The following is a 17,846-nucleotide window of genomic DNA, read 5'->3' on the forward strand; positions in this document are numbered from 1 at the left end:
TCCCCCTCCACCGCCAACGTCACGCCAACGGGCTTGATCTCCGGTGGTAACGTCGGTATTACAACAATCACCGCCACCAAAGACGGCGTGCCGAGCAACACCGTCAACGTCCACGTAACCATCGCCGTGATTGATGATATTACCATCACGCCAGCGAATGTTTCTGTTGCCAAAGGGCAGACCCAACCGTTAACCGCAATGGCCACCTACAGTGATGGCACCACCTCCGATGTGACCAGCTCTGTCGCGTGGTCTGTGAGTAGACCCACAACCACGAGCGTAGCTACAGTGACGTCTGGGGGTCTGGTCTCCGGCGTGGATATGGGCGTTGTCACCGTCACCGCCATGAAAGATGGCGTACCCAGCAATGATGTGGATATCAATGTGACCGCGGCCGTGATTGATGCGATTAACATCACGCCTGCGAGGCTTTCTGTCATCATGAAAGGGAGCAGCAAACCGTTAACCGCAATGGCGACCTACAGTGACGGCACCACCTCTGATGTGACCAGCTCTGTCGCGTGGCAGTCTTACCCCACCGCCACCGCTAACGTAACACCAACAGGTTTGGTGTCCGGCGTGAAAGTAGGCACTGCTAGCGTTTCCGCCACAAAAGACGGCGTGTCGAGTAACACGATAACGGTGGAGGTATGTACCTTAGCGGATGCGTGTATTGATGTGTTCGACACAGGTAGCGGGAAACTCTTTACCCATTCCCCCTCCGTCAATTACTTATACAGTATTGGTGGTAGTCCAACGGATGGGTTCTTCACCGAAACTGGGTCATCTGGCCCTGCTGGAAAATTCTATCGGTTTAACTGGAGCAATGCGGGGTTACTGTGTGCTAAATATAATACGGAGAGTCTCTCGGGGCGAACCAATTGGCGTTTACCAACAAAGGACGAACTTAAAGTTGAGCTATACGATAAGTCCGGTAACATGTTTACCGCGCGCAGTTGGCCGAGCTCCTTCCAATACTGGTCGGCAACAACTAATACAGGATCTACTTCTACGAGCTATTACACGGTGGGTCTTAAAAACGGCCAAACGAGCTTCGACTACCCAACTTATGCATACTACGTCTCCTGCGTCTCAACGCCTTAGCAGGTAACGTGTAGAGTTTAACGTTGTCCATTTTAAGCGCCAGAATAATGACTGGCGCTTTTTTAACAAATCAACACTTTGTATTGGCCATTAGAATATTCCCCCACGGCGAGACAACGCTCCCTTAGTTTTTTAAATTGTTGGGGTCACAAAATGGTTCCCAGTTTGTTTTTGGGTATAACCACCACTCGCAATGCAGCGACACCTCCAAAGCGGTCGAAACACCAATACCAAAAGTGCAGTGGCAGAGTGAATTTGGCCACCGGATTAGAGGTGTGAATGAGCCATTTTACGATGGCTCACAATAAATGTCCTATTTAAGGACGCGCTACGGCTCTTTTTAGATTTTTACCTCAACTCGCACCTGATTATCCTTAGGGCTTTCTTTAACTGTCATTCCCTTATTTTCAGCTAATTGGCTGAAGGCTTCCATGACATCCTTTTTTTGTTCTGGATTGACTCTGATCAAAACATCGGTTCCATTGACTGAAAGAGTGCCACACCCACTTATTTGGTTCCTTGAGATAACATTTTTGATAGCGCGAAGGCGTGTATGCTGTCCTACCTCTGATGTCCAATTTGTGGTTCTTACTGCTTTTTTTGAAACCAGTTCAGGCGTAGGAATCATGATTCTCAACTCATCCTTTCTGAATCCATTTTCAACCTGTAGCCCCTTAGCGCTTTTTGTGACCTCTTCAAGCGCCTGCTTTGTTTGTCGCAAATTAGAGGGGTTGTCAACTCGCAGTAAAGCGTACATACCGTTTACCGAAACGAGACGACATCCTGCTAGGGCATTATTTTTTAGTAAGGCTTCAACAAAGGTTAACCGGCCTTGTCCGTCTTTACTTTTAAAGGCCTCCGTCCGTTGCAATTTCTTAGATGCGCTATTTTCATCCTGTCTGCTTGAGGTGAATGAACGTGGGTTCTTTGTTTCATTGTAGTTGTGCAGTATTTTTTCTTTTGTTCCAAATTCTCTCTATTCACAACCACTAAAGCGTTTTTGAAGTCCTTACGTTGTTCTGGAGCCATTCCAATTTGATCCTGATCCACAATGACAGGTCCTGCCATACTCACGGTATAGCCCGTGATTTTTTCTAGCCGTTTGAGCGGACTCTCGCTGACTGACTTCAGATCAGCATGTCTCACTTGCCCTAGTGCAACAAAACCTTCCGTGTTTTTTTCAAACTTCCCGGGAAGCGTGTTTTTGAGGTTATGTCCGCCCATGCCAATCGAAACGCTGTTTGCTTTCTCATTGTTGTTTAGCAGAGAAATGGCTTGAGCCAAGATCAGGTTTTTGAGGTCTTTGGGGCTATATTGGCTGATACCATGGTTATCAATCATTGCAATGGTGCCAATACAAAAGTCGCCCTTGTTGTCCTTCCAAAGATTGTAATGGCCGACATAGTTATTAGAATCATTAAATATTTTTACAGAAGTACCTTGAGTAGATAAATATTCAGCCACAGGATAATTGCCGCCCACAGCACCTGGAAAGTCACAATGTTTAGTTTTGCAACTTAGAAAAAAAGGCGCGCCTTTCGCATAGTCTTGTGCATCAAGAGGTTCGGTCTTCAGTTTACCCGCGGTAACCTTTTCTACCTCAAAATCAATCGTCTTTTGACCTACTGAGTCAGTGATTTCTTTTGCCAGTGCCAGAAACCTTCCTTTATCCATAAGGGTTTCTTCTTTACTGTAGAGGTCGGTAAACACCGTATCTTGATGGTGGCTTGTGATTTTTTCTAGCCCCTTCAAATCAAGTTCACTCACTGCAAATCTATCTGGGGTGAGATAATCTTTTTGAAGAGAAACACCATTTTTCTGCAAAGTGCTCAGTATTCCTTGCATATTTTTTTCATAGGCACCGTGGTTACTGGCCACTTTACCACTCTGTCGTTTGGTCCCACCCGTTAGTTTGTCACTAGAATCTAAAGGTTGGTTAAATTGAACGGCATTAATCATTAGTACGCTTCCATCTTACTCATTTTAAATTGAGATCAATGTTAGATAGCCATTGAATTATCTTCATCAGAATTAAAAAGAAATGAATTGAGAAACTGTTGCTAAAAGCTTATTTGATGAGAGAAAAGTTCGACGTTGCGTTATCACTAACTCACAGGGTTTGGCACATTTAGTCAATTAATTTCATTGTGCTTGGAAGAATGGGGTAGACCAACTGAACACCTCTCCACAGCTGAGTGTAACGGTCGTTTTAAACGATTTTTTCGTTGTCTGGGCGCTGCTGTTTTTTCTCCTATGACCAGCCACTTTGTCGCTGCCGAGAAGACCAAAACGTTCGATTTTCTATGCTCGGTTGAAAGGCCCACATTCGGGTTCACCGTTTCTGGAACCTAAAACCGGCACACTGTCTTATGACTTGGTTATGAGCGTCATCGAGATTTCTGATAAGGACTGTCCATCAACCCTATAAAAGTCTTTGACCTCGCCTATCACGCTAAAACCACATTTTAAATAAAGCTGCTGAGCGGGTGTATTGTTTGAAAGAACATTCAGATCAAGCCAGTCAATCGCAGGGCTTTGATGACAAAATTTAATGATGGTTTCCATCAAGCTCAAGCCCACGCCTTGCTGTCGGCACCAACTCGCGACCCCCATACCCAATAGGACTCGGTGAAAACTGTATTGCTCACTGTGATGTCTAAGATCAACGTGCCCACAAATCGCACCGGAATCGTCTTTAGCCAGCCACAATTTTCGCCAAGAAGCGGCCCCCAGAGGCGATTCAAATCCCATTCTGAACTTGCTACGCAGGGACTCCGAGACATGATTGTGTTCCTTAGCAAGAGGTTGAAAAAGCACACCACTCTCCGCCACATTTTCAACCAGCTGTCTATCTAGGTAATTGAAAAAAGAGGTCAAGTCGGTGGGGCTAGCGGTTACTATATTCATGTTTTTTCCTCGTTGTGCCCCCCTACTTTTATGTCGTCAACACCATCTGAAATGAGGAGGCGCTATAAAGTGGTCTTACGACTCAGAGAGAAGTCATACATGATGATCAAATCCTAGAACCCTTGTCCACAGCGGATAAGTGGGTTTCCCAAGTACCGTTATTGACACGCTTCCATAGCAGGTAACACCCTCACCCATTGAGAACGCCACTCTAGCGCCTCCATATCATCGGGCCAGTATTCTTTTTGTCGAGTAATGAGACCATTCACCACCGTATGAAATGTCACTGCTCTTGCGGTTTGCAATCCGTCGGTTACCGTCACATCAGTGACGACCGTTTCATTTTCACACACAATAGAATGCAGGGTAAATTGCCAACGGCCAGTCGTCGGGTAGTGAGTATTGATCTTAACAAAATTATCTCGGCCAACAATAAGCTCTTGAGATTGTGGCCAGTACCCTTCAAAGTCCGTACTAAGCCACTGACTCGCTTTAGCAAAATCATTGGCTTGCATTGCGTCCCAAAAACCGAGGACGACGTCTTTCGTGGTATTCATTGATCTTTCCTTATGAAACTTTTACGTGAAGACACCATGCGAAACACTTTCCAGTAGCCAGCGTTCGACCCATAGTGACACATTGCCAACCTGACTTAACTCATTATGGCTTTATTTTGCTTCTTTACTTTTTTGAGTGCTAGGCGTTGTTTTAACGGTGACAGGTAGTCAATAAACAGCTGACCATCTAAGTGGTCAATTTCATGCTGCATAACAATGGCAAGAAATGCCTCACTTTCTATACAAATGGCGTTACCCTCGCGATCTAAGGCTTCCACCACCACCGAAGTATAACGCGCAACATCCGCGTAATAACCGGGAACGGACAAACAACCTTCCTGCCCGAGAGACTTATTTTTTCCATTAACCACTTTTGGATTAATCATAATAAGGGGTTTATCGCGACTTTCTGATACATCGATGACCACGATGGCCTCTTTTCGGCCAACCTGAGTAGCCGCAAGCCCAATGCCATCTTGAGTCGAGTACAAGGTGTCCAACATGTCATTGATCAACGTCTGCACGGCCTTAATATCCGTCACGGTCTCAGCCTTGACCCGAAGCTTTGGATCTGGAGCGGTCAGTATTTTTAATAGCGCCATATTGCTCTCTTTTCATTCATTTAGTCTGATGACACAGAAACTAAAATAATCAGCACACCATTGATATTTAGAGAAAATTAGATTCAAATTGAGAAAGTAACGTGGCGATATTCAGCCATAGAAGGCTTATCAGTGAACTTTTCAATCTATTGGCCCCTTCTTTCAAATAGGCTCAATATCTCAGTAGATCCTGTCGAACAGGTTATGGTTGGCTTTCCCACTCCGAACGAAGCACCCCATACTTGAGCGAGTCGTAATACTCATTTTTATAGTAACGGACTTTTCTGAGACGAGCTTCCTGCTTGAAGCCCAGCTTGAGAGCGCATGCCATCATACGAGGATTACCTGACCAAGTCGTTAACCCTACCCGCTCAATTTCAAAAGCAGAAAAAAGGTAGGTGATCCACATTGGCAACGCGATACGCGCAATGCCTTGTCCCCAATACTCGGTGTCGTAAATCACAATACCGGCCTCTAGCCACCTCGTTTCTTCGCACTCCCAATAACAACTTACTGTGCCTATCGGTACACCATCAAGGACAATCAATTGCGTAGCTTTCCCTTCAACCAATCGCGAAAATCCGCCGCGGCGGAACGTTTCTTTACTGGGGTGTTCGTAAGGGAAATAAGGGCCATTGAACTGAGTCCACGCCTGATGCAAGGTAATCATACTGTAAATTCTATCAAGTTCATCAGGTTGGGCCGGTCTTATGATGATATTTGCTCTGTCCATTCTCTTTCCTGTTTGGTGAATGTTCTCTCTTGTCGAAAGGGATTAAGCTTATGAATAATATGAAATAAACATCATAATGTCATCCATTTTGGAGCAATCATTGAGTCAACTGTGAACAAACCAACAAACTTCGAAAAGGGGTCGTCTAATGAGCGGCGAAAAAAATCGGCCCGAGCGGACCGATTGTAAAAGCACTCACTGGCATGGTTAATAGCTATTTTTTATTGCATCGAGTTTACCCGATTGAGTGATCATATCTAAGCCTTTCTGTAGCTTCTCGACATGTTCATCAGGGGTATCCGGACTTAAACTATAGAAAAGCTGCCCTGAACTCAGCGTGTAAACAACCTTCAGTTTGGATGGGTCAATATTGCTCGCTTTCATTAAATAGGAGGCAACGGTTTCTTCATAGGCCAACATATCAATACGTCCAGCATCAATTTGCTTAACCAAAAGGTCGGCTCGGGGAGACACTTTCAGGGAAGATGACTTGACGCCCTGCTGTTGTAAAAGCTGCTCACCAATGTCATCACGAACCACGCCTATCCGGTAGTTATTTAGCTCCGACGCATCCTTAATGACGACATCTTTTGCTGAAAATACCACCACTTTGGTATCGATAATTGGGCCCACCCACTTAAATTTGGGTTCGCGTTCTTTTGTTTTTGTGGTTGAAAATAATACAACATTAGGACCAGACAACGCCGACGCATATCCCCTGGCCCACGCCTGTAACTTAACATCCTTGCGCCCAACAGGATCACCGACCGCTTCAGTTGCTGCCTCTAAAACATCGATCGCAATACCTTTGAGTTGCCCCCCTTCTTCATAGTTGAAGGGAGGATAAGATTCGGTAATATACGTCAGTTCTTCCAATTTATTAGCCCAAACAGACGCTGACAGTAAAAGACAAAACACGCTTACCAGCAGTTTCATACTCTATTCCCCATATTTGTTGACATAACCTTACATAGTGTAGAAGGTCTGGAGACTCTCGGTTAGTTGAACACTGTATATTCGCAAAATGGCCGCCTTCAATCTTCTGCCATCATCAAGTCAAATCAACGTCATTCCATTAGACACTGACTGCAAATCCGTTATTCGTTGGCATCTGATCAGGCCCTGGCCGCTGGACACAGCAAGATCGTTAGCTACGCCAACCTCACAAACGTTCTCAACAAATTAACCTGTCTTGAAATGACTCAATTTGGTTTGTTGTTGCTCCGAGAGCGTCGAGAGATAAGAGGCCGTTTCGCTGCTTTGTTTTGCGTAAACCGCAGACTCACTCAGATTATCGTTCATATTGTGGATGTTCTCATTGACCGATGTTAACGCTCGACTTTGCTCTTTGGCCGCCAATGCCATTTCACTGTTCTGGTCCAGCATTTTAGTAATACCGTGGTGCAAGGTACTCATGTCCTGTTCGCTTTCCTCAGCAAGTTGGGCATTCTCTGCCACTTTATCCAGACAAACCGTCACAGATTTCAGCATCTTTTGTGCACCAGATTGCAGCTCATCCACGAGTTCCTGAATCGATGCCGTATTATCCGACGCTTTTTTCGCAAGGACTCGCACCTCACTCGCCACAACGGAAAAACCACGGCCAGCATTCCCAGCTCGTGAAGCTTCAACCGCAGCGTTGAGCGCAAGTAAATTGGTTCGCTCTGCGACCTCTTGAATCAATATCACAAAACCTGTCACTTTTGCAGACATCATTGCCAAATGCTCGGCAGTCGATAACGTTACCTTAAGCCGCTCAATCAGCTCTTCGGAAAAACGACGCCGTTGCTGTGCTGATGTGACTCCTTCGTTCACGATAATAAGCCCTTTCGTCGCATAGCTTTCCGCTTCGGTTGCAACTTGAGTGACCTGATCAGCGCTGCTGATCAGTTGAGTACTGGCCGAGGCAATTCTTTCTATCTGCTTATTTTGTTCACGAGTATTCGTTTCCATTTTATCCATTACCGCCACCAACGCCTTAGCGGATGACATCACTTTTACATCGAGCTGGCTGAGCTCGTTCACGGTCTTTTGCAACCACACCGCCATGTCATCAGCCTGAGAGCATAAACGCCCAATTTCGTTTTCCCCAATCGTATTCGTAGTTTTGGTTAAGTCTCCTTGCCGCATGCTCATCATGACTCGGCTTAACGGCTCAAGATCGCGTTTTATGTGCTCCGCGACCCAAACTGCCAGCATGATGGAGAACACCGACACCAAAACCACCGCAGCAATAAGAAACTCGCTTATGTCCTCAAATTTAGACCATCCAGATGCCATTGAAGCTTGACTTTGTTGCTCAACCTCACCAGATATCTCAGCCAACAGTTGCCTTAGTTTCAGCCCCTGCCGACTGATGAGCACGCGATCTTCTTTAATCAATCGTGAATGCCCTTTCATTTCTGACAAGGCTTCCCCATATTGTGCAAACGTTGCCATTACTCGATTGTTTATGTTCGGTGGCAGTGACGGGACTTCTTTTTCAATGGCCTTTATGTTGAACCTAAGCGTATCGAGTACTGAAGGATTGTAACCCTCCCTAAGCACGACAAGGTATCCGTTAATTTGGCTAAACACTTCATAAAGATTGGCGATGGTTGACAGCCCCGCTGCTCGGTTGTCGTCGCTAAGATAAACGCTGAATGCCGGCCCTTTTGAAAAAGGGGCCAAACTCAGTAACGGCAATGACTTAGAGCGTTCATCCAGCTGGCCAATACTCAGCGCTAGACGAGACTGAGTGCGACCATAGCGTTCCAACACGTCTATAAATCTGGCGATCTTATCTTGTTGAAGCTGGGACTCACTCGCCAAAACTACGTTTAATAGTTGCGACTCTATTATTGGCTGACGTTGTTTATATTCCCTCTGCGCCTTTTCCCAAGCCGTTTTGCGATACGATTCATTAGCTGAGGCTAAAAGCAACTCGGCCACCTGATGTTGCACCAATAATAATGATGCAAGATCTTGCGATTTTCTTTCACTGACCTGAACTTGAATCAGTAAATCACGTAGCTGTTTCTGTGAAAAAAGAATCGATGCCACAAACAGCACAATTGATATCACAACCGGAACTAATAATTGACCTCGAATGGTTAGGTTTTGAATGTTCATTCCAACCACCATTGAGCTTTGTTACTTTCGAGCATCAGTTGAGTTTCTTTAGCCATCACCGCCATGAGCATGAACAATGGCCCATGATGCTTTATTTTGTTGAGACTCGGCACTAGCGAGTGCAAACGCTCCTGAAGCGTTTGGAGTATTTGAATGACATCCTTTGATCGCTGCTGAGGACTTAATGCGATGGCATGCCCCACTATCAACTTGGAATACTGCAACTCCCAAACCGCCGATACAAGTTCTTTGGTTTCCGCATCGAGGACACTTGGTAGGGCCTCATTGAGACATTGCCTGACGACTTGACATGATTCACAGCAACATACTGCGTTTCTATTGAGGGTGCATCTAGCGCTGATTCTATTATCAAAGTCAACCGAGATAACACTGTCAACGACATTAAGGTTTTCTTGTTCGACGATCTTTTTATGGTCTGTGCTGGCACAGTTAAATGCCCGCAAAACGTTATCTTCGCTCATACTATCACCTTGGTTTTTTGACGTATGAGTTATAGCTAGCTCGACTAAGCTCAGAATCACAAGTTAATAATGTATAAATTAAAGCTAAAATGCCTACGAAACTGTTCTTTGTTATGCAGTAAACATGATCGGCATGTTTATGGCTTAATTCAGTCAGGCGAGTAATCCGTTGCTCAATTTGTCTCGTATCAATGTTGATACTTCTTACCAAAGGACATGTTATGTTGTCATTTTTCAAGTCAAACCCATCAAAAAAACTCAGAAAACAGCACTCACTGAAATTGGAACAAGCGATGCTGGCCCAACGTAAAGGCGATATCCGCTCCTACTCTCAATTAACGGCCGATGCAGACGCGCTTTATCAACTGATTCAGGAAATAGAAGAGAAAGAGCGCTCTTAACATTGGCGATCCGTCTTTCATTGGATCAAACTTTGCTTGGTTTGTGAGGCAATAACTGCGACAATTCGAGCGTAATCATTAATTTTTTGGATGTATATGAAACTGTTAGTTCGTAATCTTGCTCGCTCTACGACGGAACACGAAATTCGTACCTTATTTTCGGCTCATGGACGCGTCACAGAGTGCTCGCTAGTCTTAGATCAAGAAACGGGGAAATCGAAAGGGTTTGCTTTTTTGGAAATGCCGGACACCGATGAAGCCAAAACTGCGTTGTCGAAACTCAATATGGCGATGGTTGCTAGCAACAAAATACGAGTAAAAAAAGCCGACAGCTAACATTTATGGCCGCGACCTAATGAGTGTTGGGGCGGCCAATTCGTTGATGATAGGTACAAATAAAGATTTACAGCTCAGCAAGGCCCGTTATAACACAGTTAGTTTGTGTATCATCAACAACGTATTTTAGACGTAATCCGCGAGCTTTTGCTGATAATGCATACGAGTACTGCGCTTTGTTAAATTCAGTGCCACCTTAGAAGAGCGCCTATTCCTTGAATGAATAACTCACTTTCAAGCCCTTACTCTGAAAGTCACGCCAGCGACTACACTTCTTTTCTTACCTCGTTAAATACCTCACATGACAACTGATAATTGTGCTGTCTAGCGATTTTCTGCGCGAAGAACAACTGAGGCAACTCATACAAGGCAATCGCTGCCAAAATTAAACCTGCGCTATAATGACCGTTAGCCAACCCGACAATACCAAGGATAAGAAGGAAAAACTCTATCAGGAACAAGGTGTATTTACCTAAATAACAATGGTGAAAGCCTCCGAAGAAAAACCAATTCAAAGCGGCATAGGTGTCAGGATCTTTTATTTTTTTTGACTGCCTACTGAAATACGCCATCTTTTGTTTTTCTGGTAACGCATTAACTTGTTGCCGAAGTACATTTTCCTTTTGCTCAATTTCATCCAACGATTCAAATATTTTCATTATGGCACCTCATCATAAATTTTTTCAATTATATCCGGTTGGTTACAGCGTTTTATTCGAGACAAACCCAAACGCCACCCCTTAACGGCACCATATTTAACAATACACTGCTTCGTATATTCTGAACAAGTCGGTTCAAAGTTGCATTCAATATTCAACAACTTTTTTGATCCACCGCTCGATTGGTAGCAGTGGATCAGTTTAAGTGAAAACCACCTAATCAAGCTTAACGACCTAAAGTAATGATCACAGCTTCACGTGTCCAAAATAGCATGAAGCGTTTTTTTTCTACCACTTGGAAAACCACTTGCCAACCATCTTGTGCATATTTGTTGATTTCTGCTTCCATTTTTTGTATTGGTAGTCCACTTGCTCCCAGTAATACTGTCCCACAGCCACCTTCGACTACATGGGTGACTTTATATTCTGTAAATTTTGTCATTATTCAACTCTTCTTTATTAATAAAAAACGAACTTTACAACATAAAAACCAATGCATCAACACGGACATAAGAATAAATTAACCATTATTTTTCTAAAATGGGTAACGCTGTACAACACACATTATCAGGAGAGAATGGGCACCCAGCTTATAGAGTTCTGAACAATAGCATCTCCGATTAAACGTCATTATAAGGCCAAGATTTCCCTTTAATTTATATCGTGAATGCCTGTATGGTCGGCATCTCGATACAAAACCAACTGAATTCAATCTAGAGCACTGGTTAATATATCACCTCTTTCTTACTCAGAGAAAGCATCATATTCAGTTCTATCTAGAAGCCGAAATTGACTATTTCATCTCATTAGTAACCTTAAATGACACTATTACTTCTATGTAGAATGAGAAGCAACACTTACACCTTATCAGCTTACATGATCTCTGAAACGCCGCGAAACCTTGATTAAACAACCCTTTTTCTGTAACTGATGCTCTCAATATCGATGACTTCAACCGTTAGTGATACTTCCGTCAATTCAAGGCTGAGCAATTCTGATAATACCGCGTGAGATAGCGCCGCTTTCTGCGACGTGCTGCGACCAGAAAGAATTCTCAATGTCACGTGAACAAAATCGAGTTTATTGATGCCCGTTTGATAATGTTGAAATGAATGACTACGAACTTTTATATCTGCACCATCTGGCTCAAATAAATTGGATGCTTTTACACCCCAAAAGACTTTTTGATTGAGCACGTCACCCTCTAAAGACGATGAATGTTCAACGACACAATGTGGCACATTGACTCCTTTTAAAATAACAAGGCACGCTTAATAAGCAATAAAGATAGACATATAACCATATGTTTTACAAAGCTTAAGAAAGATCAACCTGCCACTTTCATCCACTGATTTTTGGTGATTGAATAGAGGCAATGCCGTTCTAGGATATGACCACGTGTAAGTTTGGGATGGTTAAAGTCGGCGTCAGTATTGAGCATATTAATCTTTGACATCACACGCTGAGATGGCTTATTGAGTGAGGCAGTAAAGGCATAAACACAAGGCGCTGATAGATGTTCAAAAGCAAATTCCAACGCTTTCTTTGCGGCTTCAGTAGCGTAGCCTTTACCCCAAAACTCAGACGCTAATCGCCAGCCTACCTCAATAAATGGCGTAAAAGGAATACCACTGGCTTGATCCTGATGATGCAGGCCAACAAAACCAATAAACTGCCCCGTTGCTTTTAATTCAACAGCCCAAAATCCCCATCCGCGCTCCGAAATTAGTTCAGATATTATATTGGCTTGTTGATTGCTTTCATCTTCATCAAGCGTTGTCGGAAAATATTTCATCACTTCAGGGTCAGCATTTAATTTTGCATAATGTGGATAGTCCTCATCCCGCCATTGTCTGAGGATGAGTCTCTCGGTCTTAATGTTCATCTTTCACCTTATTGATTATCGTCTTTTTAATAAAAAGCCTATAAGGACCAGAATGCTCTCAATAGATGTTGGCTATACGTGTATAGAAGCTGGCAAACATTATAGGAAGGTCGTGGATTTAAATAACGTCATGTACTAGGAAGCGATCGATTTTGACATATTAAACCCAGTAATAATAAAACCAACCTCCTTGTACAATTTCAATGCTCGTTCATTGTTAAACGCCACTCTCAGCTTTATTTGATGAATTCCCATCGGTTTTACTTGTTTTTCCAAAGCAGAAATTGCGAGAGTACCAAGACCAAGGCCTCGATGTTCGCTAGAAATAAAAAAGTCATAAATAAAAGTAGAATTATCCGAAAGATTAACCGAGTGCCATAAGTAACCCACCAAACACAGTTCCCCCCCAACTTCTGTATCTATACACAATAAGGTATGCTCGCTCGTTTCTAATCCATTGGGGAAACAGCGGTTCAGCGCCTTTTGCGCCAGTTCGTTAGCCGTTTCGATAGAATAAGCTTGGTTTTGGACAATGTCTTTACTGTATTCATTAATAAAGTACTGACAATAAACGGGGTATTCCTCTTGACTCATTTCTCTCAGCACGATCATTATAACGCCCTTGGTTCAAATAACATGGGCTTAAATAGTACGGCTTTAAGGCTCAAACACAAGTTAAACCCGTTTATTTTGTCATCACGGCAATTAGACTCCTGTCTATTCCATCATTTCACAATCAAAGCGAATCCGTCTTGCCTGCTGCAATGAACAACCGGTTTTGGCTATTAATTCGCCTAACGTCATACTAGGGTTGTTATTCAATAATAACTTTAGATGGTCTTCGAGAGGAGTGGGGTGTGAGCAAATTGTGTCATTCAAAGCGCTGATTTTATCAACAATGAAAGCCGCCTCGCGGTGTTTTTGCTTCAATCTCTTCGCAAGCGACACAAGATCGGACAAACGACCAATCAGTTGCCAATGCCTAGATCGGCGAACTCGCTTGAGTTCGCAGTGATAAATGTGAGCATCCGTTTTTATAAGTGTGACAACGTCACCACCAACACGACGCACTAGTGAAGGAAGAGCGATAATAACGAGAGCTTCAGCCATAAGATAACCCCCTCAAGCTGAATACTATAAACCTAATTCTTTCGAAAGCGCCTTCATTTGCTTGAGATCCATTTGATGGACCCTAATCATTTGGTTAACTTGGCTTAAACGTGAGTTAGACTCATCTTGTAAATCGCAGGCATTCGATCTCGCGTCCCAAGATTTGCCTTCGAGATACAAATCACACTCTTCTTTCAGGCTACTAATTTTGGGTACTAGCGCTTCACGCTCTTTAGTCAACGACTCTAATTCCTGCTTTACCTTAAGCTCTTGTTGAAAAATTTCTCTTGAACGTTCGAACATGGTCACTTGCATATCGGCCTGACGATTTAGCTGGCCATTTTCTTTGCTTGCCTTATCAATCTGTTGCTTTTGTTGAGTCACCTGCTCTTCCAGTGACATATTGACTTTTTCCAGTTCCGTCACTTGAGCGTGTATATCCGCCAATACTGCTTGGTGCTTCTCTTTCTGAATTTTGATTAATTGCTGAAGTTCCAAGACCGTGGCGCCATCTGCTTTTGCAATCAACGCTTTGTCTTCAAACTCCTGCGCCATTTGCTGCTTTTGTTCAATCAGCATCTGATACTTTGACTCTAACGCTGAATAAGCATTTTGCCATTTCCCTGTCGTCATAAAGGAACCGATAAGTCCTCCCAACGCTAAGCCTAACGCGCTTGCAATGAGGATATAAATGTAACTGCGCTTATCTCTTTCCTCGATCACCACAACATCTTCATTGCTTTCAAGATTGGGCTCGTTACTCACTGTGCTACTCCTACTGAGTTATCGGATTAACTCTGATACCACTAGCGTGGTTGTATAAATTAAAAAACCAGAAATCAGTGTTCCAGCAACGTATTTCTGCAATTTTTCGCTGGTTCGGTAACGTATCAGTACGTAGGCTAGTGCCAACAAAAACACCAACGCGATCAATTTGGTCATACCTTCTCCTCAACACTTTTGCTAATGGCCTTTACGGCCAGCTAACACGCTCATTTATACCATTTTTTCCTTGCCGTGGGTCAGAACTAAGTCTGTTTTATCGGCATTCGGTTTAATTATATACACTGTCAGGGTTCTCCCCGTGTGTTTTGACACAAATGACACAGGTAAAAAACACCAGCTTTCTACAATTAAACTTGGGGTTAACTTTATTTTGAGGTATAAGAAGCCATCCCGAACTGTCCAGGTAAAGTAATGAAACCATTTAAACTAGAGAACAAAAAACGTCGTATTCAGAAAAAGTTGTTTTTGGGCGAGTTCGCCATGATGGGTTTTGAAATCAGTTGTGAAACCACAATCAATGACTTTGAGCGCTATGATAACTTTATTGACAATTTCATTGATTATATTGAGGCACTAGGCCTTAGTTTTGGCGGTGGCGGGCTTGAACAATTTGACGGCTTCATTTGCTGTTCTGAACGTTATCATAGTGTCACCGAGGGTCAGCAAACACAAGTGCTGGAGTGGCTAGAAGCCCGTGACGAAGTCAAATCTGTACAGACCAGTGAACTGGTCGATGCCAATTACTTATAAGATCGGTCCAACACGATAAAAAGGCACGTCACAACCCGAGCCATTTTCGCAGCGCCTATAAAAATGGGCGCTGTTTTCCTCTCATTAAGCAAAACTGGGGTGAACTACCTCACTTCAAGCCCCAAATTATACTGAGCCAAGCAGCGTGTGACGTAACTCACCTTGAGAGCAGCCGCGATCACTATCGTCCCAATGTGCGCCGCTATCTGACTATTGAGGCTAAATAGATGTGCATATGGGTAGGCAATGAGCACACTCACAATCAGGGCCAAAAACGTGATAATCAGACCGATATTTGAAATCGTCAGAAGCGTGTTAAACGTTGCTTTTTTTGGTTGCGTTTGCATAGTGACCTCACCGTATTGTCTTATTTGATACTCAACTAATGCATTCTTCTTGCCATAATTTTTTATTATTATAAATCAAATGCTTAATTTAAAGAATCTCACAAAAAAGTCATAATGACCTAATGAAAATACAGTCAATATGACACCAACATTTTATTAAGACCTCATACTGAGTTGTTTATATCCAGAGCCACAACCTAGATAAGCTCACGTTGACTCTGGCTAATAGCCCTCTAAAAAATACGCGGGTGTCTAGTGTGTAAAAAATCGTTGAATTACACAAAAATAGTGATAGAGTTCGCGTGTCGGTAACACTTGGTGTCATCGACCATCTTTTGCTCTAAAAATGAGCAATTGTTCCGATGAAGACTGCAGGAGAATGGTTATTTCCCACAATTTATTATTTTGTGAGAATAACCTACCGAAGAAGTAAATCTTTCAGGTGCTGTGAATACGGCGAGGACTGTTGTTGGAGGAACCTCTGGAGAGAACCGTTTAATCGGTCGCCGAAGGAGCAAGCTTTGTATTGGCTTATCAAACAAAGTGAAACTCTCAGGCAAAAGGACAGAGGAGTGAAAAGAACCACCCCGCGATCAAAGCATACACGCGCTTAACGCGAGGGAGAGATACTGCATCTTTACCCTTTCACTCTTCTCCTTAGTAATGTGTTATCCATTAAGGGGAAATCATGGAATACCTATATTATTTACTCAACACCATAGACCGTATTGTCTGGGGTCCACCATTATTAATTCTATTGGTTGGCACGGGGGTCTATTACACCGTACGTTTGGGCTTTATTCAGTTTCGACATCTACCTACCGCCCTCAGAATGGTGTTCAGCAAAGACGATAATCAAAAACAGGGCGACGTCTCGAGCTTTGCCGCGTTGTGCACTGCCTTGTCCGCGACCATCGGCACCGGAAATATTGTTGGGGTTGCTACCGCGATAAAACTAGGTGGCCCAGGCGCATTGTTGTGGATGTGGCTTGCTGCTCTATTTGGGATGGCGACAAAATACGCCGAGTGTTTATTGGCGGTCAAATACCGACAGGTTGATAACAAAGGACAAATGCTCGGCGGCCCGATGTACTATCTGCAATATGGGGTAGGCTCAAGATTGCTTGCCGTGTTATTTGCGATATTTGCCTTAGGTGTCGCCTGTTTTGGTATCGGTACTTTTCCTCAGGTCAATGCTATTTTGGACGCAAGCCAGATTTCATTTGGTGTTCCACGTGAAATATCCGCCGTCGTCCTGACCCTTTTGGTGGCGATAGTCACGCTAGGCGGAATTCAGTCAATCGCCAAAGTCGCGGGTAAAGTCGTCCCATCTATGGCGATATTTTACGTGTTGGCTTGTTTAAGCATTCTCATTCTTAATGCTGCTCATCTCACTGAAGCCATCCAGCTCGTTATAGTGTCAGCCTTCACTCAAACAGCCGCCGCTGGGGGCTTCCTTGGCGCAAGTATTATGTTGGCCATTCAATCTGGTATTGCGCGAGGGGTTTTCTCCAATGAATCGGGGCTCGGCAGCGCTCCGATGGCAGCAGCAGCGGCTAAAACAGATTCTTGTGTGCGTCAAGGTCTTATCTCAATGACAGGCACTTTTTTTGACACCATTATCATTTGTACAATGACAGGGTTAGCTCTGATTTTGACGGGCGCGTGGCAAAGTGACTTCGCAGGTGCAGCGATGACAACCCATGCGTTTTCAATTGGGCTGAATCACAGCACACTCGGGCCATTATTGGTGTCCGTCGGTTTGATTTTCTTTGCTTTTACCACCATTCTTGGCTGGAACTACTATGGTGAGCGATGTGTCGTGTTCCTATTTGGGGTCAAAGCAATCTTACCTTATAAGCTGATTTTCATAGCGCTTGTGGCCTCAGGCGCCTTTCTTCATTTGGACATGATTTGGCTCATTGCTGACATCGTCAATGGCTTGATGGCAGTACCTAATCTGATTGGCTTGATCTTACTTCGGCACGTCGTTTTCGATGAAACCAAACACTATTTTTCAGCCAAGATTAAGCGTTCCAAGTCCCCACAACCGCAATACTAACCTTAGCAAGAACA

24 protein-coding genes and 1 riboswitch are annotated in these 17,846 nt (G+C 43.7%); of the genes, 5 read left to right on the forward strand and 19 right to left on the reverse strand.

The window, feature by feature from the left end; genetic code table 11:
- Positions 1–1,104 (forward strand): Ig-like domain-containing protein (locus HLM86_RS11330; protein ID WP_171831452.1); only part of this gene is annotated, 1,104 nt, incomplete at its 5' end.
- 340 nt (positions 1,105–1,444) lie between these two features.
- Here the strand turns inward: HLM86_RS11330 and HLM86_RS11335 are convergent.
- The 9 genes from HLM86_RS11335 to HLM86_RS11375 all read right to left on the reverse strand — a co-directional run bounded on the left by HLM86_RS11335 (position 1,445) and on the right by HLM86_RS11375 (position 9,496).
- The gene (locus HLM86_RS11335; protein WP_170882866.1) at positions 1,445–1,861 is read right to left on the reverse strand and encodes a hypothetical protein; all 417 of its coding nucleotides are present in this window, start codon (positions 1,859–1,861) and stop codon (positions 1,445–1,447) included.
- A 65-nt stretch (positions 1,862–1,926) separates the two neighbouring features.
- Positions 1,927–3,063 (reverse strand): hypothetical protein, encoded by a 1,137-nt coding sequence (locus HLM86_RS11340; protein ID WP_170882867.1) that lies wholly within the window; start codon positions 3,061–3,063, stop codon positions 1,927–1,929.
- Between the two features lie 408 nt (positions 3,064–3,471).
- Positions 3,472–4,011 carry a GNAT family N-acetyltransferase gene (locus HLM86_RS11345; protein ID WP_076590784.1) on the reverse strand — a complete coding sequence of 180 codons (540 nt, stop codon included), beginning with the start codon at positions 4,009–4,011 and terminating at the stop codon, positions 3,472–3,474.
- A 158-nt stretch (positions 4,012–4,169) separates the two neighbouring features.
- Positions 4,170–4,568, reverse strand: coding sequence for a nuclear transport factor 2 family protein (locus HLM86_RS11350; RefSeq protein WP_076590783.1), 399 nt, complete (start codon positions 4,566–4,568; stop codon positions 4,170–4,172).
- Positions 4,569–4,663: 95 nt separating this feature from the next.
- The gene (gene def / locus HLM86_RS11355; protein WP_076590782.1) at positions 4,664–5,170 is read right to left on the reverse strand and encodes a peptide deformylase; all 507 of its coding nucleotides are present in this window, start codon (positions 5,168–5,170) and stop codon (positions 4,664–4,666) included.
- A gap of 202 nt (positions 5,171–5,372) precedes the next feature.
- Entirely contained in the window at positions 5,373–5,903 is a 531-nt protein-coding gene (locus tag HLM86_RS11360; protein ID WP_076590781.1) for a GNAT family N-acetyltransferase, read from the reverse strand.
- 207 nt (positions 5,904–6,110) lie between these two features.
- Positions 6,111–6,839 carry a substrate-binding periplasmic protein gene (locus HLM86_RS11365; RefSeq protein WP_076590780.1) on the reverse strand — a complete coding sequence of 243 codons (729 nt, stop codon included), beginning with the start codon at positions 6,837–6,839 and terminating at the stop codon, positions 6,111–6,113.
- A 246-nt stretch (positions 6,840–7,085) separates the two neighbouring features.
- The gene (locus tag HLM86_RS11370; RefSeq protein WP_170882868.1) at positions 7,086–9,014 is read right to left on the reverse strand and encodes a methyl-accepting chemotaxis protein; all 1,929 of its coding nucleotides are present in this window, start codon (positions 9,012–9,014) and stop codon (positions 7,086–7,088) included.
- A complete protein-coding gene (locus HLM86_RS11375) occupies positions 9,011–9,496 on the reverse strand; it encodes a hypothetical protein (protein ID WP_076590778.1) in 486 nt (161 codons plus the stop codon). The genes HLM86_RS11370 and HLM86_RS11375 overlap by 4 nt, the downstream gene beginning before the upstream one ends.
- Positions 9,497–9,717: 221 nt before the next feature.
- On the opposite strand from HLM86_RS11375, the gene HLM86_RS11380 reads away from it, so the two are divergent.
- Together HLM86_RS11380 and HLM86_RS11385 are read left to right on the forward strand one after the other, a co-directional pair.
- A complete protein-coding gene (locus HLM86_RS11380; RefSeq protein WP_076590777.1) occupies positions 9,718–9,897 on the forward strand; it encodes a DUF6435 family protein in 180 nt (59 codons plus the stop codon).
- A 96-nt stretch (positions 9,898–9,993) separates the two neighbouring features.
- A complete protein-coding gene (locus tag HLM86_RS11385; protein ID WP_076590776.1) occupies positions 9,994–10,233 on the forward strand; it encodes an RNA recognition motif domain-containing protein in 240 nt (79 codons plus the stop codon).
- 266 nt (positions 10,234–10,499) lie between these two features.
- Here the strand turns inward: HLM86_RS11385 and HLM86_RS11390 are convergent, their stop codons facing one another.
- The 9 genes from HLM86_RS11390 to HLM86_RS11430 all read right to left on the reverse strand — a co-directional run bounded on the left by HLM86_RS11390 (position 10,500) and on the right by HLM86_RS11430 (position 14,829).
- A complete protein-coding gene (locus HLM86_RS11390) occupies positions 10,500–10,892 on the reverse strand; it encodes a TM2 domain-containing protein (protein WP_076590775.1) in 393 nt (130 codons plus the stop codon).
- On the reverse strand, positions 10,892–11,116 hold the full coding sequence (gene yidD, locus HLM86_RS11395; protein ID WP_170882869.1) for a membrane protein insertion efficiency factor YidD: 225 nt from the start codon (positions 11,114–11,116) through the stop codon (positions 10,892–10,894). Before yidD ends, HLM86_RS11390 begins: the two co-directional genes overlap by 1 nt.
- A gap of 2 nt (positions 11,117–11,118) precedes the next feature.
- The gene (locus tag HLM86_RS11400) at positions 11,119–11,334 is read right to left on the reverse strand and encodes a DUF4177 domain-containing protein (RefSeq protein WP_170882870.1); all 216 of its coding nucleotides are present in this window, start codon (positions 11,332–11,334) and stop codon (positions 11,119–11,121) included.
- Between the two features lie 463 nt (positions 11,335–11,797).
- On the reverse strand, positions 11,798–12,133 hold the full coding sequence (locus HLM86_RS11405) for a 5-carboxymethyl-2-hydroxymuconate Delta-isomerase (RefSeq protein WP_076590772.1): 336 nt from the start codon (positions 12,131–12,133) through the stop codon (positions 11,798–11,800).
- 86 nt (positions 12,134–12,219) lie between these two features.
- Positions 12,220–12,777, reverse strand: coding sequence for a GNAT family N-acetyltransferase (locus HLM86_RS11410; RefSeq protein WP_076590771.1), 558 nt, complete (start codon positions 12,775–12,777; stop codon positions 12,220–12,222).
- A 135-nt stretch (positions 12,778–12,912) separates the two neighbouring features.
- Positions 12,913–13,389, reverse strand: a complete 477-nt coding sequence (locus HLM86_RS11415) for a GNAT family N-acetyltransferase (RefSeq protein ID WP_170882871.1) — start codon at positions 13,387–13,389, stop codon at positions 12,913–12,915.
- 105 nt (positions 13,390–13,494) lie between these two features.
- Entirely contained in the window at positions 13,495–13,887 is a 393-nt protein-coding gene (locus HLM86_RS11420) for a ribosome recycling factor family protein (RefSeq protein ID WP_170882872.1), read from the reverse strand.
- 24 nt (positions 13,888–13,911) lie between these two features.
- Positions 13,912–14,652, reverse strand: a complete 741-nt coding sequence (locus HLM86_RS11425; protein ID WP_076590768.1) for a chromosome partitioning protein ParA — start codon at positions 14,650–14,652, stop codon at positions 13,912–13,914.
- Positions 14,653–14,670: 18 nt separating this feature from the next.
- Entirely contained in the window at positions 14,671–14,829 is a 159-nt protein-coding gene (locus HLM86_RS11430) for a hypothetical protein (protein WP_170882873.1), read from the reverse strand.
- A gap of 255 nt (positions 14,830–15,084) precedes the next feature.
- On the opposite strand from HLM86_RS11430, the gene HLM86_RS11435 reads away from it, so the two are divergent.
- Complete coding sequence (locus HLM86_RS11435; protein ID WP_076590767.1) at positions 15,085–15,423, forward strand: YggL 50S ribosome-binding family protein; 339 nt, start codon at positions 15,085–15,087, stop codon at positions 15,421–15,423.
- 104 nt (positions 15,424–15,527) lie between these two features.
- Here HLM86_RS11435 and HLM86_RS11440 read toward each other — a convergent pair whose 3' ends face one another.
- Positions 15,528–15,770 carry a hypothetical protein gene (locus tag HLM86_RS11440; protein ID WP_076590787.1) on the reverse strand — a complete coding sequence of 81 codons (243 nt, stop codon included), beginning with the start codon at positions 15,768–15,770 and terminating at the stop codon, positions 15,528–15,530.
- A 471-nt stretch (positions 15,771–16,241) separates the two neighbouring features.
- A riboswitch (glycine riboswitch) is annotated at positions 16,242–16,348 on the forward strand.
- 110 nt (positions 16,349–16,458) lie between these two features.
- Here HLM86_RS11440 and HLM86_RS11445 point away from each other — a divergent pair.
- Entirely contained in the window at positions 16,459–17,832 is a 1,374-nt protein-coding gene (locus tag HLM86_RS11445) for an alanine/glycine:cation symporter family protein (protein WP_076590766.1), read from the forward strand.
- Positions 17,833–17,846: the final 14 nt, after the last annotated feature.

The organism is Vibrio ostreicida, from assembly GCF_013074385.2.
Taxonomy (GTDB): Bacteria; Pseudomonadota; Gammaproteobacteria; order Enterobacterales; family Vibrionaceae; genus Vibrio; species Vibrio ostreicida.

What these genes read in the sequence shown, in the direction of transcription:
- HLM86_RS11335 (WP_170882866.1), bottom strand. Translation starts at nt 1,861, where the DNA reads ATGTACGCTTTACTGCGAGTTGACAACCCCTCTAATTTGCGACAAACA.
- HLM86_RS11340 (WP_170882867.1), bottom strand. Translation starts at nt 3,063, where the DNA reads ATGATTAATGCCGTTCAATTTAACCAACCTTTAGATTCTAGTGACAAA.
- HLM86_RS11345 (WP_076590784.1), bottom strand. Translation starts at nt 4,011, where the DNA reads ATGAATATAGTAACCGCTAGCCCCACCGACTTGACCTCTTTTTTCAAT.
- HLM86_RS11350 (WP_076590783.1), bottom strand. Translation starts at nt 4,568, where the DNA reads ATGAATACCACGAAAGACGTCGTCCTCGGTTTTTGGGACGCAATGCAA.
- def (WP_076590782.1), bottom strand. Translation starts at nt 5,170, where the DNA reads ATGGCGCTATTAAAAATACTGACCGCTCCAGATCCAAAGCTTCGGGTC.
- HLM86_RS11360 (WP_076590781.1), bottom strand. Translation starts at nt 5,903, where the DNA reads ATGGACAGAGCAAATATCATCATAAGACCGGCCCAACCTGATGAACTT.
- HLM86_RS11365 (WP_076590780.1), bottom strand. Translation starts at nt 6,839, where the DNA reads ATGAAACTGCTGGTAAGCGTGTTTTGTCTTTTACTGTCAGCGTCTGTT.
- HLM86_RS11370 (WP_170882868.1), bottom strand. Translation starts at nt 9,014, where the DNA reads ATGAACATTCAAAACCTAACCATTCGAGGTCAATTATTAGTTCCGGTT.
- HLM86_RS11375 (WP_076590778.1), bottom strand. Translation starts at nt 9,496, where the DNA reads ATGAGCGAAGATAACGTTTTGCGGGCATTTAACTGTGCCAGCACAGAC.
- HLM86_RS11380 (WP_076590777.1), top strand. Translation starts at nt 9,718, where the DNA reads ATGTTGTCATTTTTCAAGTCAAACCCATCAAAAAAACTCAGAAAACAG.
- HLM86_RS11385 (WP_076590776.1), top strand. Translation starts at nt 9,994, where the DNA reads ATGAAACTGTTAGTTCGTAATCTTGCTCGCTCTACGACGGAACACGAA.
- HLM86_RS11390 (WP_076590775.1), bottom strand. Translation starts at nt 10,892, where the DNA reads ATGAAAATATTTGAATCGTTGGATGAAATTGAGCAAAAGGAAAATGTA.
- HLM86_RS11400 (WP_170882870.1), bottom strand. Translation starts at nt 11,334, where the DNA reads ATGACAAAATTTACAGAATATAAAGTCACCCATGTAGTCGAAGGTGGC.
- HLM86_RS11410 (WP_076590771.1), bottom strand. Translation starts at nt 12,777, where the DNA reads ATGAACATTAAGACCGAGAGACTCATCCTCAGACAATGGCGGGATGAG.
- HLM86_RS11415 (WP_170882871.1), bottom strand. Translation starts at nt 13,389, where the DNA reads ATGATCGTGCTGAGAGAAATGAGTCAAGAGGAATACCCCGTTTATTGT.
- HLM86_RS11420 (WP_170882872.1), bottom strand. Translation starts at nt 13,887, where the DNA reads ATGGCTGAAGCTCTCGTTATTATCGCTCTTCCTTCACTAGTGCGTCGT.
- HLM86_RS11430 (WP_170882873.1), bottom strand. Translation starts at nt 14,829, where the DNA reads ATGACCAAATTGATCGCGTTGGTGTTTTTGTTGGCACTAGCCTACGTA.
- HLM86_RS11435 (WP_076590767.1), top strand. Translation starts at nt 15,085, where the DNA reads ATGAAACCATTTAAACTAGAGAACAAAAAACGTCGTATTCAGAAAAAG.
- HLM86_RS11440 (WP_076590787.1), bottom strand. Translation starts at nt 15,770, where the DNA reads ATGCAAACGCAACCAAAAAAAGCAACGTTTAACACGCTTCTGACGATT.
- HLM86_RS11445 (WP_076590766.1), top strand. Translation starts at nt 16,459, where the DNA reads ATGGAATACCTATATTATTTACTCAACACCATAGACCGTATTGTCTGG.